This window comes from Mucilaginibacter sp. SG564, assembly GCF_013149275.1.
Classification (GTDB): domain Bacteria; phylum Bacteroidota; class Bacteroidia; order Sphingobacteriales; family Sphingobacteriaceae; genus Mucilaginibacter.
Genome location: NZ_JABGNA010000009.1, coordinates 55,656 through 71,646, shown reverse-complemented (window position 1 = coordinate 71,646; position 15,991 = coordinate 55,656). Strand labels below are relative to the sequence as shown.

The window sequence follows — 15,991 nt, the reverse complement described above, 5'->3', positions numbered from 1 at the left end:
CCTGGAGCAATCTCCGGGCTTGTTTGTTGTATAAAGTTTAGGTTGTATTTATTTCTTATTGCAGATACGGTTTCAACCCATGATCAATGGGTGCAGCGATCTTTGTTTAAATCGTTCTGCGGCACCTTTATTATAAAATTGTTTAAAGTGAACCAGGTTTCCGATGTCATTTAATCGCTGGTTCATGGTTACATGGTTATTTAGTTTACGTAATACCTGAAAATCATCCCGTAAAAGATCATTTTTTTGAAGTATCCCCTCATCTAAAGCATCCTTTATAAGTTCGGCCAGCTTCAGGTTAGCGAATACGTGTTCCGGCTTTTTAAAATAAGCCTCGTTTAAACGGCGAAACTGATTTTTGATCCATTCACCCGCCGTTTCAGACTTCACCGCCATGCAACCATCCTGAATGGTAAGCTCCTTGATAAAATTCCGGATCTCGGTTAACCCGATAAAATCAGCCTGATACAGATCCCTCAGGGTGTAGTCAACTCTATCAGCACAAAGCGCTGGGAGTGGCTGCTCCAATATGGTATAGGCTTGTTTAAATAAGGTAGTGCTGTTAAACCCGTATTTTTTGAGGATGACGGGAATTTCTGAGCGGTTGATCACCTCGTCGAATATGGTTTCATGATAATCTTCATTGATGTTGTCAAACACATAATCAGCCACATGCGAAAAAGCGGTATGTGAAACATCGTGCAGTAAAGCTGCTATTTGTTCTTCAATATCCCCGCCAAAATGTTTTACCAGGTAAAGCACACCAACAGAATGCGCATAGCGTGTTTGGTTTAAAGCCGGATTCACCATGAATATAGCCCCACCTTGATGAATGTTTTTTAACCGTTGCACAGGTGCCGACAAGATCAACTCTTCCAGCACTGGCCCAACTTCAAAACTACCGTAAATCTTATCCTCAATTTTCATATCACGTTTTTTATACCCCATTATCAAGTCTGATACCGACCTTATTTCATGATACAAACCTATATCAAATTTTGTTAAAATGCTAATATTATTAGTATTTTTATTGCAAGTTTAAACGGCTTTTATATTGCATTACTCTTATTTTAGAAGTACGGATAAAACAGAAAAGGTCGCCCTAAGGGCGACCTTTTCCTATGGATAATTATAACCTATTTTACCTTCAATTCTTTACCTGCAATATCTTCCCAACGATAGTAATGGAAAGTTTTATCGTTACTCATCACCACAAAAATACCATGTTTAAAGGTAGTATTAAGCGGTGTGGTCACTACATCAGATCCATCACTTTGCTGAGCAGCAACATTCACAATTTTCACTAGTTTGTGTTCAAATGGATTTGCTTTTGTTCCTTCACGACTAAAAATCTGGAAACGGTTGGCCCCCTGGTCAGATACCAGGATATAGCCTGTTTTATCTGTCAGTTTATAAATGGAGATACCTTCATGGTCAGCCTCAAAACCCGAAGTGCCAAATATAGCCAACTGTTTGTCGCCTTTATCCGGATCGGCATAGTATTGGCGCACACCAACCTGCTCATCGGAATAATAAATATAACCCAGCTCATTATCTACCGCTATCGATTCAATCTCTTTTTTACCGCTGTACTCGCCAAACTTGCGCACCAATGTCGCTTTAATATTTCCAGTTCCATCATCTTCCAATAAATACTGCCAAATATACCCGCCATCTTTCGGGCCGTTTTTGCGACCAACCACCGCGTACATTTTACCATTTTTTGCGGTGTAGATAGATATACCCATCAGGTCGCGGTACTCAAAACCAGTTTCGCCTACAAATGCGTCAATACCGCCATTATCCACAGGCTTCATATCCGGCAGGGAATATATCCGCAGCTTATGGGTCATACGTTCGGTAGTAATAGCAATATCTGTGAGTTTACCACCCAACATCAGGCCATAAGCCAGATCGACATTGTTTGGGCGCTTTAATCCACGCACCACTTTGTCTTTCACAATTTTTCCTTGCAAATCGAATACATAAAGCGCTCCTTCGCTGTTCTTATCGGTACCGATGATGAGGCTTTTAGCCGGATCCGCAGGATTTACCCAGATAGCGGGGTCATCCGTATCAAACAATACGGTATCAGTAATAATAACAGGTTTAATAGCCTGCGATGAAACTGCTGGCATCATATTTCCTTTGTGATCACGTACCTGACTTTGGCCACAAGCTGTATTAAACAGCATTACCCCTGCTGCTATAATTATATAACTGCTTAATTTATTCATTAATTTATCTTAAAAAACAGCCCGGCCATATAGCCGGGCTGCATAGTATGCTACATTCAATTATTTTGTACCAAAAGCGCCGATGTAATTAGCCGGATCTGGCGATACATAGGTTACCCCATTTACCGTAATACCTACCGCATGGTGGCGCGTAAAGTTGGTAATACCATGATTTAAGGCCGGCGAACCGCTTTGCAAATGAAAATCCCAGGCGGTATTAAATACGGCGTTGAGTACCGGGGTAGATTCAGGATAATTCACAAACTTAGGGTCGTTGTCGCCTGCTTTGGTACTAATGATATCATTAATACCGGCAACAATATCTTTCGAGGGCTGGAACTGATTTACCGTGATTTGATCATAACCATAATAAAGGTTATTGCTGATCACCGAACGTTTATCTTCCGGAGCCTTAGTATCTCTTTTTATACCGAAACGCGTATTGGCAAACAGGTTGTTATATAAATCGGCGTGTACTGTACTCTCTAACCAAATAGAACCGCCCTTGGCCGATGGCCTGCGCCAGCCTGTATTGATCATGGTATTGTTATAGGCAATGATATATGCCTGCGGGTTACGATCGCCCGCGTTTGACAATTTGAGGGCATTGGTATTGGCGCTGTAAACCAGGTTAAAGCCTACATCAGCCAAACAGCCCGATTTAAAGTTCATTGCCTCGCCACCTGTTACGCCCGTTGTATAGAAAGTATTGTTGGCAAAAATGATCTTGCCGCCTTCAATATAGGTACAGTCTTCCTGGAAATGACGAACAATGGAGTTAACCACAATCAGCTTACCGTTCACATTGGAAAACCATAAGGCGGGTACGTTTTCGCCGGCAACAGCTTTATACAAACCCTGTTTTACCGAAGTTGAGGCATCTGATGTGGTATTGCCGCCGTACTCCAATATGGTATGATCCAAAACCAGTTCCTGGCAGGTTTTAGCTGCCAATATTCCGCCCCACAATTTTCCGAATTTTTTGGCGTCGGTTTTATAGGCATCGTTCACCGTAAATTTTATCGGATTATCTGCAGTACCCCTTGAGTACAGGTTGCCTTTTACTATAAATTCGGGTTTGGCTACCGTATCCATCAATACGGTTACCCCTTCTTCAATGATCAGTGATTTCCCTTCGGGAATGATCACATCCCCTTTAATAACCTGGGTACTGCCTTTTGCCCACACGCCGGATATCTCGCCCAGCGCCGAACCGTCGCCAGAGCTGGTATCCACATCCAGGTTGGCTTTTCTACAACCGCCAATGGCTATGGCCGATAATAGCAGTGCTGTAAATATTGGTTTTAAGTTCATCTTATTTTTGATTAAAATGATTAATGTTTTAAAGTTTATAGCGCACACCAATCAGGTATGTCTGTTTGTAGTAATCACTGCGAATTAAAGTATGACCATTTGATTCGTCTATCCCTTCTACATTCGCGTTGGCTGCATTGGTACCTTTTATAAATAATTTATTGGGGGTATTTAACAGGTTACCTGCTTTTACAAAAACGCTTATGCCACTTTTAAATCTCTTTTCGGCAGAGGCATCCATTTGTATAAAACCTTTTTGCCACAGGTCATTATCCAGAAATTGCGATACCGTGTTGATCCTCGGACCGGTATAACTTGTAGCCAGCTGTGCATCCCAGCCTTTTTTGGTATCCTTATATAAAAGGGAAACATTTGCAATATGCTCCGACTGTCCGTAAAGTGGCCTTGTTTGATTTACAGATTCCAGTTGTGGGTTGCCATTGGCATCAATGTACCTGGAGCTTTTTGGCGTGGTAATGCGCGAGTGTGTATAGGTATAATTGGCTTTTACACCGAATTTGTTAAAGAATTTTATAAAATCAAGTTCTAAACCATAGTTGTGTGCTGTACCAAAATTACCCGGAGTGTAATATATATCCTGTCCGCGTGTAGCATCCGGTTTAAAAATATATTCGATAGGATCTTTAATGGTTTTATAAAAACCACCAACCAGCAATTGTGTGGATGCACTTGGGAAGAGCTCATATCGTAAATCAAAATTATCGGCTATAGCGCGTTTCAGATCAGGGTTACCACGTTCCTCATACTCTTCATTTACTATTTTGCTGGGCACTATCTCATAAAAGCCAGGCCGGTTAACTGATCTGAAATAAGACGCGTGCAATTGCTCTTTATCAGTTAAAAAATATTTTAAAGTAAGGCTTGGCAATACATCGGTATAAACCTGACTACCCTGCGGCCGTGGCTCACCCTGCGGGAAAAGCATATTATACCCTTGATCGGTATGCTCAACCCGCGCGCCACCAACTACCTGAACTGTTTTGGTTGTAAATTTAAACATGCCATACCCTGCACTTATTTTTTCGGAAGCATCATAGGTTAAAGGATTGTTTACCGCGCCGGTAGGATTGGTTACGTTAAAAGATAAGTCGGTATAATTTTGAAAATCCTTACCGTATTGTAAATCGGGGTTAGCCGCAGTGAGTGCATAATTATTATAAAAGCTGCTGCGCTGCTTATCGCGGTATAAACCACCCGCAGAAAAATCAACATTTACACCCGCTACCGGCGCTGTGTAAGTCAGGTCGAGATAACCGGCCTTGTCTTCATCGGTATTACGTTCCCAGCGATGGGTAAGCGAAGTACCATTGGTGAGGAAGGTAGGTCTGTTAATAAAGTTTTCACGGACACCGTTCAAACTGATCGTCGTGTTATCGGGCACTTCGTTTTCGGCTGATGAATACACCGCCGACCATTGTATTTTTAATTTATCATCAAACAATTTATGATCGCCCCGAAGCATACCATTATAAATTTGTTGCTCGGTTAAGCGGCTACGGGTTGAATAACTGAGTTGCGCGTTACCTTTCTCAGGTTCGTAATTAGTCGAAAAATTGGTTGAAATCTCATCGCGTACCTGTATATTGGTCAGGTTAACATAGGTATTGAATAAACTCAATTTATTCCGGCTGTCAATCACATAATCAACTTTGGAGAACAGGCCGTAACGCTTTTGTTGTTCCGAATACAGCCTGTCGCTTCTGCTGGTAATAGAGGCAAATTTATCTGTACTAACAACCTGCGAATTGTAAAACACGCTATTGCTGCCCCGGTAAGTATTTTGATAACTACCGGCCACAAGTACACCTAATTTATTATCAAAAAAACGTTGGCCCAGGGTTAAGCTGCCAACCACATTCGGAACAGGATGTTTTAAAGCATAGCTTAAAGTACCTTTTGAGAAATCATTTTGAGTGGCCTGGTAACTCTTGCCATGTATCTCCGAAGGTGATTTATAGTTGATACCGGAGTAATCATAGCTCATAAACTTCCGATCGATAAATAGCTGACTATACCCTGCGGCAATATTGGCATTCACGGTAAGACGGTCGGGAGCATCTTTCATCACCATATTAACGGCGCCACCAACCGCGTCGCCTTCCATATTAGGCGTAAGGCTTTTGTAAACCTCCAAACGATCCAACAGATCTGATGGAAAAATATCAAGCGGAACGTAGCGGTACTTATTATCCGGGCTCGGAATCTTTACGCCGTTAACCAGGGTGTAGTTATAGCGTTTGTCCATACCACGTAAAATGGCATACTGTCCATCGCCATTGCTGTTACGCTCAACAGACACACCCGATACACGGGCAATAACATTGGCCACCGTTAAATCGGGCGATATTTCGATAGCCTTGCCTGATACTACGTTCAGTACCTGGGTTGATTGCTGCTCCAACCTCCTGGCTGTATTCTCAGAGGAGGCATTCTTTTTGGTAGATATGGTAACTTCCTGCAGCGATTTACCCGCTTCTTCCAGATAAATTTTCAGCTGTAAGTTATCCCCTTTTTCGATATCCACTTCCTGTATTACAGTTTTAAACATGATATAGGAAACCCGGAGATTAAATATACCCTTGGGCACATCTTTTAATTCAAATGAGCCATCCAACCCGGTAGTGGTGGCTTTATTGGTTTTGTCGAGACTAACGGTAGCGCCTACCATGGGTTCGCCGGTTTTACGGTCATACACATGCCCCTTAAGCTTGGTAGCGTTAGCAGCGGTAACGCATAGCAGCAGGAACAATAAGGTTTGTAAATATTTATTCATTTTTGTGAGCGATTGATACAATTGTGAATTGATTTTTTTTTGACGCTGCAAAAGTGTTTAAACCATACTGATGCCTGCGAATATTTGTCGTTACAAAAAGGAAACACCGTTACAAGCATCGTATACACGAGGGCAACAAAAAATCACAAACAACTCATTATCAATTATATAATAAATAACAAAACCTCCATTATCATTAGTTTACCGTTACATTAAGAGAATATTAAGCACTTATAGAGAGCGGTGAGTAGTTAGTAGAGAGTAGTTATCAAAACAGTTTGTCATTCTGTCTGAATCAGAATTAACTCTGTTGAGGACTACGCCGTTTTCAGAATTAAAGGATTTTCTGAATTTGATTAGATTACCTGCCATTTTTCTAAACCACTCACTACAAAGCTTGTATAAAAGTCGACAGATTATCACCCTGTTCCAGGTTGAGCTTTTTGCGCAGACGGTAGCGGGCAACACGCAAACTATCGTTAGAGATGCCTAATAGTCCGGCAATATCTTTGGAGTCCATATTTACTTTAAGCAGGGCTATCAATCGCATATCCGTTGAGGTGAGATCGTTGGTATGCTGTTTCAGTTTGTCGAAAAATCGCTGGTGCACCTGCTCAAAAGCCAGCGTAAACTCTTTCCATTGCTGCTCATGGTTAAAGCTTTGGTTTATTTGCTGGATAATCTGCTGCATTTGCTTTTTCTGATCGCGCTTGTCATCCTTAACCATAACCTGCAGCGTATTACGCATACTTTCCAGCAGCTGGTTATTTTTGATAAGGTTTAAAGTATGGGCCGATAACTCCTGGCTTTTAAGCTCCAATTGCTGCTTCAGACTTTCTTCTTCCAACTGTTTGTTTTTCAGTTCAAGCTGCATCAACTCATGCTGGGCCTCAAATATCGATTTGTTTTGCTCGGCCAAAACACGCTGATCCCTGATCTTTAATCGCTGCCGGCTAAAGGTTACCAGCCCAAGTACAATCAGCAGTAGTACAATGGTAACTATGGCAATGGTAATTATCTGGTTTATCTTGCGGATATTGTTCAGACGTGTAATTTCATCGCTCTTCTTATCCATATCATACAACACCTGTAAAAAAGAGGTTTGTTTAAGGCTTTCCCCCGAATATACCTCAAGCGAATATTTACGACTTAACTCCAGATAATGATAGGCACTATCCATCTGATGCAGCAACTGATATCCCTTACCCAGGTCGCGGCAGGCCGAGGCCAGCTGATACAGGTTATCATTTTTTACCGACAAAGCATAAGCCTTTCGCGATTGCTCAATCCCCTGCGCGTATTTACCCGTTTTACGTAAAATATCGCCAATGTTATTGATCACCTCAATACTGGCAACCTCATCATGGTGCTGCCGGTAAATCTCCAGCGATTTTTTAAAACAAGAGTAAGATGAATCATAATTGGCCAGATCCTCATGAATGCTGCCCAGATTTTCATATATTTTTGCCTGCCCGTAGTTATCCCCTATCTGGTTATAGGTACGCAGGGCCAAATGCTGGTAATAAAAAGAGCTGTCGTACTGATGATGTTTCTCGTACAGGTGACCTATCGCGCCAAATATTTCGGCTTGTCCTTTTTTATTATCCGTAGATCTGTAAAGAGCCAGGGCTTTATTATAAAGCTGAAATGATTTGTCAGAGCGTTTGTTATAATAATACAGGATGCCCATTTTGCCCATATTATCTGCCAGCAGGTTTTTATTATTTTCCTGGGCGAATATTTTATCGGCATGTAAATAAAAATCGAGTGCCTGCGCGTAATGCCCCTGGTTAAAACATATTTGCCCCATTTGCTGCAATATTTTGGCGGCTGCCAGGTTATCATTATCCTGAACCGCTTTGGCATGCGCTTTTTTAAGTACAATAAGCGCCGAATCGGGATGGGGCTGTCCTAATGATTGTAATTGCTGAAGTTGGGTATTTTTTTCGGTTTGGGCACGGGCGAGCATGCTTAAGCATACAAGAATTCCCAACAATACCGACATAAATTGCGAGGGCCGGGCATAAATGCTAACCATACATTAAAATTGAATGGGTGATCATAGTATTAAACAGGGCATTAACTCGCTATTAGGAATAGCAAACAAAGAAAACATTTTAATGTAACCTTAATGTTAACAAATAAGCAGATTACATTAACGAAACATTGAAATAACAATTAAATATCAATAAGGTAGCAGCGTTGGGGTTGGGGTGCTATTCAAGCGTTTGATTTATGCTCATCATGCTTTTCGGGCCTGATCTCGGAACGGTTCATTTCTTCCTCCATCTTTTTCCTGTCTTTTTGATTTTTCCAGGCCAATAAAACCACAAAAGCCAGCGCCAGTAAAATAATCAGAGCTATTATGGGGTAGTTCATTACCTGTAAATTGGTTTGGACGTAGAGGAAGGATTCGAACCTTCAGCGTGCTGCCATCCAGCGCTCTACTAATTACCATAAATAAATTATGGCCTTCTTTTAACTCAAGGGCAAAGCTAAACAGGTAATACTACCCCTCGGTTAAACCTATATTAATTAATTGTTTTAAGATGAAAATTAACAATTGATCTTACAACTGTTTAATCAGGGTAATATGATGATATCATTTTCTTATTTTTTTAGTACAAGAGCTGTTGCCATAAATATGTCAATTTTAAAGGCGTAACTACTTAAAGCCTTTGGGTGTGTAAATGTTATTTAACTTTACCCCTACCTTAACATACTATCATCATGAATAACACTGCTAAAACACCACAATTATTTTTGCGTTTGGCCCTGGGTATTGGTTTTATACTCCCAGTATTGGACCGATTAGGTGTATTGGGCGAGGCAGGCATAAACGGCAACGCCTGGGGCAACTGGGCCAATTTTATAACTTATACCAATACACTGCTCCCATTTTTGGGCAAACCAGCTGCGGGTATTATGGCATTGCTGGCTACTATTGCCGAAGCTCTGTTTGGCGTTTTACTAATCATCGGCTATAAAACCAGACTCACCGCTTTAGGAAGCTTCGCGCTTACATTGACATTTGCCTTGAGCATGGCCATTTTTGTTGGGCCGAGGATACCATTCAACTATTCGGTATTTGCTGATAGTGCCGCAGCTCTTTTGCTGTCAACCATCCCCGTTTATTACTGGAGCGTGGATCGTTATTTAAAAAAGTGATCGGCCACCCTGCTATTTTAAAGCGGCGATAGCTACATCGGCAATATCCCGGAGTGTTTGCTCATCGGCACCGGTGCGGGCAGCTACCTTGATGCCGGTGATATTGGCAAAAACAAACCGGGCCAATGTACGGGCCATTTTTTGGGTACCAAATTGCCCTTGCTGTTGCCCCTGTTCTATCAGTTTAGTCAGCGCATTTTCTACGCTCATGTTATTGTTATTTACCATGTCGCCTATTTCTTTATCCTGCCCTGCCAATTCAACAGCGGTGTTTACCATGAAACAGCCTTTCAGCAGCTTATCTTCCACACTTTCCCTGATCAGGCCGTCGAAAATTTGCTTTATGGTAGCTTCCGGGTCTGTGGCTTTGGCGAGCATACTGAGCATAGCGCCGGTTTGCTGGGTTTGATACAGCGACAAGGATTTTTTAAACAGCGTCCTTTTATCGGTATAGGTATTGTACAAACTCGACCGGTTGATGTTCAAACAATCTACCAAATCCTGCGCCGATGTGCCGTTGTATCCTTTTCTCCAAAAAAGTTCTGCCGCTTTCCCCAGCAATTCATCCTCATCAAAATCTTTTTTACGTGCCATGGTCAATCAATTTAAAAAATCAAGCCCTGCTTATCGATCAGGCAAGCAGGACATGAGGCAAAGTTAATCAATTCAATAATTTGAAACAATCGTTTCAAATACGGGCAAATTTTTTAATAGATAATAGCGTTCACTGTTAAGCCGCCATCAACGGTAATTTCGGTACCTGTGATAAATGAAGCATCATCAGAAGCAAGGAACCGTACTACGTTGGCAATTTCCTGGGGTTGTGCAAAGCGGTTCAGCAATATTTTTTGCCCCAAAGCAGCGCCAAATCCATCAACCTGCTCCTGCTCCAACCCTAATTTGTCATACAGTGGTGTTGCAACCGGGCCGGGAGAAATAGCGTTTACCCTGATCTTACGTGATGCCAGTTCGCGGGCTAATACCTTGTTAAATGATAATACGGCTGCTTTGCTTGCGGCATAAACACTGCTATCCGCCACACCCAAAACTGCATTTACCGAGGTATTGAATATAATAGAAGCGCCATCATTCAGCAAAGGAATAAATTTTTGAACGGTAAAATAAACGCCTTTTACATTGAGGTTCATGATGCTGTCATAATGATCTTCGGTAGCGGTTTCCACCGGACTAAAAGCTGCGATACCCGCGTTCAGGAACAGAATATCTACCTTGCCAAATTGGTCTTTAACGGCTTCAGCCAATTGATCTATCTGTTCAATTTTGCTTTGGTCTGATACAATGCCTGTAGCACCCAGTTCTTCGGCTGCTTTGTTTACGGCATCACGATTACGGCCGGTGATCACTACGGTTGCACCTTGTGCTATCAGTTCTTTAGCTGCTGCATATCCAATACCGCTGTTACCCCCTGTAACTACGGCAATTTTGTTGGTTAAATTATTCATTTTTTTATGTTTAAGATTTCTGTTTTGAAATGTTGAATCAAAGATAAGTATTTTGAAACGATCATTTCAAAATAAAAATCAATATTTATTTATTGCTTACAATGCACTGACATTTAGGGAATAAAATGGTTAATTTTGCCGTATTCAAAACACGGCCGAAGATTTCTTTGTCACTATTTAGCAAAACCGGCATCTAACCTAAAATAATTTAAAAATTGGGTAAGGGTAAAAGCCCTTGAGCGTGTTACATATACGCCATGCTTTATGTTGCCTGTAACGGCTCATAAAACTGACGCGCTATACACACAAAGCATCTATAAATTAATGACCATCAACCAAAAACTAATCACCCGTGGCCTCGCGCTTTTTATACCCGTGCTTTTTTGCACCAAACTTTACGCTCAGAATAACCTGATGAAGGAAATCTCGATCGGTGAGATCAAACAACAACGAATGGGCACCGTACTTGATAAGATAGCCAGCAAGGGCAACTTTTACTTTGCCTACAATAACAAAAACATTCCGGCTGATAGCATGGTATCCGTGGCCGGTTACCGCGGAACACTTTTTAGCCTGCTGGATAAATTACTGGGCGATAGCTACGAGTTTAAAGAGGTACCCGGGTATATTGTATTACGACATGCGCCCGGTAGGTTGTACATCACCGCCGAGGTAGATAAGGAATTCGCAATAGTTAAAGGTTATGTAAATGATGTTTCGGGACAGAAAGCTATAGCACAAGCCAGCGTTTACGAAAAAAATCAGCTGGTATCAACCTTAACCAACGACAAGGGTTATTTTGAGCTCAAGCTTAAAAACCCAACCGGCCCGCTCTCCTTAAGCGTAAGTAAGGAGAATTACCGCGATACGGCTCTTTATATATTGCCTGTAGTGAATGTGGACTCCAAACATAATAACAACAAGAATTATAAATATTACCCCGATGAAGGTTCGGGAAACGGTGTAGAGCATAGTCGTTTTGCCCGTTTCTTTATCAGCTCCAAACAACTGGTGCAGGGCATGAACCTGGGCAACTTTTTTGCCACAAGCCCCTACCAGGTTTCGCTGGTGCCCGGCCTGAGCACGCATGGTATGTATAACAGCCAGATCATTGATAAAGTTTCCTATAATTTGCTGGGTGGCTATACTGCCGGTATTAACGGTGTTGAGGCAGCTGGCATATTTAATATTAACCGTAAAGATGTAAAAGGCTTTCAGATGGCCGGGATATTTAACGTGGTGGGCGGCAGCCTGAGTGGGTTTGAAATAGCCGGAATTTACAACAATGTGCTCAACGATGCAAGCGGTATGCAAGTGGCCGGTATAGGTAACAGAACCCATAAATTTAAAGGCATGCAGGTGGCTGGTATAGCCAACCGCGATCAGGATGCAAGTGGCTTTCAAATGGCAGGGCTTTTTAATAGTGTAAAAGATTTTACCGGCGGTGTACAGGTAGCAGGCTTGTTCAATACCGGGCAGCAATCCAGTGGCGTGCAGTTTGCGGGCCTGTTCAATTGGTCGACAGGGCAAACGGGCTCACAAATGGCAGGCCTTTTCAACGTGGCCAAAAAGGTAAAGGGCTTTCAGCTTGGCTTTTTATTTAACGTAGCTGATAGCAGCGACCACCCCATCGGCATCATCAACTTTATAAAAAATGGCGAAAAAAGTTTGGCCATCAGCACAGATGAAACATGGTTTACCCATCTTGATTTTCGCTCGGGCGGCAGGGTGATGTACGGTTTAATTGGTGCCGGTTATAAGTTTGGCGATGCATCATCTAAAGACGCTTCATCCAAACATGTATTTGATATAGGTTTTGGCGCTCATATCATCAATCATCCCCAATTTTCCCTGAGTAGTGAGTACGTGGTACAGATCTTTACTAAATCCTATCAGACCCAATCTTTCAGGCTGCTAACTGGCTATAAACTTACCAAACTGTTACGCCTGTTTGCAGGCCCCACATTCAATATCAGCGGCTCCGATCCCAATGACGATGTCCAAATACGCGGCTGGGAACTGAGCAAACACATCAGCAATGATAATATCACCACTTTAAGTATTGGCATAACCGGCGGCCTGCAATTTGTTTGGTAATAAAAAAAAGAGACGCGTGTGATGCGTCTCTTTAGTTATATGAATAGGGGTAAAAGAGTAATTGAAAAACGGATGTCAAGGAGCCCCGTCGAAGCATGGTAGGCAGGCTCCTGCGCTTCGACTTTCACATTATCATGTCATTGCGAGGAGGAACGACGAAGCAATCTCCTCCTATGCATATTGAACGCGAGGAGATTATTAATGGTGTTAATTATTCTTTTAAGGCATTAATGAGCTCCCTCCGGTCGGTTGTCCATACTACGCTCGCATGATATAGTTTTTATAAACCCTCTGCCAATCCAGGCATCCACGGTTGAACCAACGCGAATCGATACAAAAAGTGGGTTTACACATTTTCTTCGAAAAAATTATCAATTATTTGATTATCAATAATATAAATCAATATCAACCCTAAAAAGTGTAAACCATGTAAACCCACTTTTTGGTTAATTTAAGATCATGGAGTATCCGGACAGATCAAATAAAAGAGGCTGATCATGATTGATGATCAGCCTCTTTTATTATCTGATGATGAAAGTATTTCCCACTTCTATTATATTCATAGCAGGGGTTGTGCCTTTTATAGCCTCCAATACATTACTCAACGGATCGGACCATTTAATGGGGATGGTGATGGGGATATTGCGCATGGCGGCATTCTCAATTTTGATATTGGCGCCGTAAGCCCGATTCAATACATCAACCAAACGCGATAGCGGTACAGCATTAGCGTTATATACGGGCTCCCTGTAGTAGCCATACAGGTTGTCGGTATTCTCTTCAACTTTCCATTGTTTATCCCCGGGCTTGATGCTTACCATCTGGTTGCGGGTTAGCCTCACGGCGTTGCTGCTCCGGCTTACCTGTACAATGCCGCTTTCTACAATAATTTCAGTGTTGCGCTGTTTGCTTTTTACGTTAAAGGCCGTGCCTACATCTTTGATGGTAACATCATTCACGTGCACGGTAAAGGGGGCTGCCTCATTGTGCTTCACATCAAAAAATGCCTCGCCGGTAAGGGTGATCACCCGCTTCGATTTAAAAGTACCAGTATAGCTTATGCCCGAGTTCTTGTTCAAATGCACTACCGACCCGTCGGGCAAAGTATCTACCCGTACCTGATTGTTTGCCTGGATATTCACTACCTGGTTGGCGGCATTCTGCTGGTATAAAGCATAACCTATCCAGCCACCACCCAGTACCAGTATGGCAGCTGCGGCTATGCGCAGCCAGTTGGTGCTGGTGTTCCTGTTCATGGGAACCACTTTGGCAGGTTCCCGCTGTGCTGTCGCTCTTATTTCTTTAAATTTCTCCCAGGCCTCAGCCTCATTTAGCGGACTTACCTCTGCCAACCGTTTACCGGTTTCCAGGATAATTTTTACCTCCTCAAATTTTTTGGCATTGGCATGATTAGCACTCTTCCAGGTTTCAATCTCCTGCCCTTCATGGGTGCTGGCCTCTCCCAAAATATATTTGATCAGTATATCTTCGCTCATATCCTGTTTCATGATCTAAACATATTAAATAGCATAAATGCAATAAGTGGTAAAAATTCCTTCATTTCTTTTCTTAATATCCGTAGCGCTTTGCCCATGTGAGTTTCTACAGTTTTTATGGATATATCCAGCTGGTTAGCTATCTCCTGGTATTTTAATTCCTGGAAGCGGCTCAGCTGAAATATGGCCCGGCATTTTTCGGGCAGTTTGCCCAGGGCATTGTTTAAATGGTGCTCCAGTTCGCTCATTTTTAGCTTGCCCGCCGCATCATCTGTATCGTTCTTCATGGCATACGCTGTTGAGGTTTGATATTTTAATTGAACTTTTTGTCGCCTGATATAATTCAGGCAGTCATGATATACCGATTTGTACAGGTACGATTTAATGGATGTTTGAATATGCGCCCACTCGCTTTTTTCCCACAGTTTCAAGAACAGCGACTGTACAATTTCTTCCGCCACATCCCAGTCCTTCAACAATGTGAAAGCATACGCGTGGAGTTCCCTAAAATGTTTTTTGAACAGCTGCTCAAAAACGGCCTCGTGTTTATTGATCAAATCGGCCGTCGTCTCCTTATTATCCATTATGGGCTTTTTAGATTAGAATCAAGAGCCAAGAGTCAAGATAAGGACAAAATTAATTCGTTTGTTATTGTTTCCTGTCTTGTCTCTTGACTCTTATATCTTGACTCTCTTTTATAAGCTATTGAAATTTAAAACCAACCCCCAGGCTAAAGATATTGGCTTTTTGACCAAGCTCTTTATTCACCTTGCTTAAACCCAGGCTATAGCGGGCATCAAAAGTAAGGCTGCCGATATCAACACCTGCATCAATTACACCACCGGCGCTAAATTTCTTGTATTTAAATCCTTCCGGAGCAATTGGTGTTTTAAGATTATAATACAGATCCGGACCTGCTGATATCCTGAAATTCAGATCGGCAGTATTCACAAGTTTGTAGCCTACCATTAAAGGTACGTTCAATTGCCTGAATTTAGCTTCGTACTGATTAGAATTAAAACGGTATTTATCGCTGAAGGTTACATAGTTTAACTCCGGCTGAAAATATAAGGTTTGTCCGGCCCTGGCAAATATACCCGCGTTAAAACCTATTTTGCCCGATTTATCGTTTATAGCGCTCAAGCCTGTTTTTAAGGTAGAAAAGTTAACACCCGCCTTGATACCAAATTCAAGATCTGATGTCGACTGCGCCTTTGCAGAACCTATCCCTAAGGTAACCAGGATAGCTGCTGTTGCAAATAATTTAATTGCTTTCATTTTTTGGTTTTTGTTTGTGATCATCTTTATCTGTTTATTATTTTGTTATTCGATAGTATGACACGCCCGGTAAACTTTACCCTGACTGTGTTTTGAAAAAATTTTGTTTTAGACCCTTCTTTATTAAATTTTAAAGCGCCGGAC

13 protein-coding genes are annotated in these 15,991 nt (G+C 42.0%); 2 read left to right on the top strand and 11 right to left on the bottom strand.

Features of this window, described 5'->3' with window-relative positions; genetic code table 11:
* Positions 1-72: 72 nt before the first annotated feature.
* The 6 genes from FHW89_RS20830 to FHW89_RS20805 form a co-directional block, all read right to left on the bottom strand.
* On the bottom strand, positions 73-927 hold the full coding sequence (locus FHW89_RS20830; RefSeq protein ID WP_172336983.1) for an HD domain-containing protein: 855 nt from the start codon (positions 925-927) through the stop codon (positions 73-75).
* A gap of 209 nt (positions 928-1,136) precedes the next feature.
* Positions 1,137-2,237, bottom strand: coding sequence for a phytase (locus FHW89_RS20825; RefSeq protein ID WP_216650647.1), 1,101 nt, complete (start codon positions 2,235-2,237; stop codon positions 1,137-1,139).
* Positions 2,238-2,297: 60 nt separating this feature from the next.
* Positions 2,298-3,551, bottom strand: coding sequence for a right-handed parallel beta-helix repeat-containing protein (locus FHW89_RS20820; RefSeq protein ID WP_253952282.1), 1,254 nt, complete (start codon positions 3,549-3,551; stop codon positions 2,298-2,300).
* A 28-nt stretch (positions 3,552-3,579) separates the two neighbouring features.
* Positions 3,580-6,345 carry a TonB-dependent receptor gene (locus FHW89_RS20815; protein WP_172336982.1) on the bottom strand — a complete coding sequence of 922 codons (2,766 nt, stop codon included), beginning with the start codon at positions 6,343-6,345 and terminating at the stop codon, positions 3,580-3,582.
* A 388-nt stretch (positions 6,346-6,733) separates the two neighbouring features.
* A complete protein-coding gene (locus FHW89_RS20810; protein ID WP_253952281.1) occupies positions 6,734-8,314 on the bottom strand; it encodes a tetratricopeptide repeat protein in 1,581 nt (526 codons plus the stop codon).
* Positions 8,315-8,565: 251 nt separating this feature from the next.
* Positions 8,566-8,724: a hypothetical protein gene (locus tag FHW89_RS20805; protein ID WP_172336981.1), complete on the bottom strand. Its 159-nt coding sequence runs from the start codon at positions 8,722-8,724 to the stop codon at positions 8,566-8,568.
* A gap of 351 nt (positions 8,725-9,075) precedes the next feature.
* Here FHW89_RS20805 and FHW89_RS20800 point away from each other — a divergent pair, with 351 nt between their 5' ends.
* Entirely contained in the window at positions 9,076-9,513 is a 438-nt protein-coding gene (locus FHW89_RS20800; protein ID WP_172336980.1) for a DoxX family protein, read from the top strand.
* Between the two features lie 12 nt (positions 9,514-9,525).
* On the opposite strand, the gene FHW89_RS20795 is transcribed toward FHW89_RS20800, so the two are convergent.
* Together FHW89_RS20795 and FHW89_RS20790 are read right to left on the bottom strand one after the other, a co-directional pair.
* Entirely contained in the window at positions 9,526-10,107 is a 582-nt protein-coding gene (locus tag FHW89_RS20795) for a TetR/AcrR family transcriptional regulator (RefSeq protein WP_172336979.1), read from the bottom strand.
* A gap of 113 nt (positions 10,108-10,220) precedes the next feature.
* Positions 10,221-10,976 carry an SDR family oxidoreductase gene (locus FHW89_RS20790; RefSeq protein WP_172336978.1) on the bottom strand — a complete coding sequence of 252 codons (756 nt, stop codon included), beginning with the start codon at positions 10,974-10,976 and terminating at the stop codon, positions 10,221-10,223.
* Positions 10,977-11,240: 264 nt separating this feature from the next.
* On the opposite strand from FHW89_RS20790, the gene FHW89_RS20785 reads away from it, so the two are divergent.
* Positions 11,241-13,073, top strand: a complete 1,833-nt coding sequence (locus FHW89_RS20785; protein ID WP_172336977.1) for a hypothetical protein — start codon at positions 11,241-11,243, stop codon at positions 13,071-13,073.
* A gap of 521 nt (positions 13,074-13,594) precedes the next feature.
* Here the strand turns inward: FHW89_RS20785 and FHW89_RS20780 are convergent.
* The 3 genes from FHW89_RS20780 to FHW89_RS20770 form a co-directional block, all read right to left on the bottom strand.
* Positions 13,595-14,581 (bottom strand): FecR family protein, encoded by a 987-nt coding sequence (locus FHW89_RS20780; protein WP_172336976.1) that lies wholly within the window; start codon positions 14,579-14,581, stop codon positions 13,595-13,597.
* Positions 14,578-15,153, bottom strand: coding sequence for an RNA polymerase sigma-70 factor (locus FHW89_RS20775; RefSeq protein WP_172336975.1), 576 nt, complete (start codon positions 15,151-15,153; stop codon positions 14,578-14,580). Before FHW89_RS20775 ends, FHW89_RS20780 begins: the two co-directional genes overlap by 4 nt.
* 118 nt (positions 15,154-15,271) lie before the next feature.
* A complete protein-coding gene (locus FHW89_RS20770) occupies positions 15,272-15,847 on the bottom strand; it encodes a porin family protein (protein ID WP_172336974.1) in 576 nt (191 codons plus the stop codon).
* Positions 15,848-15,991: the final 144 nt, after the last annotated feature.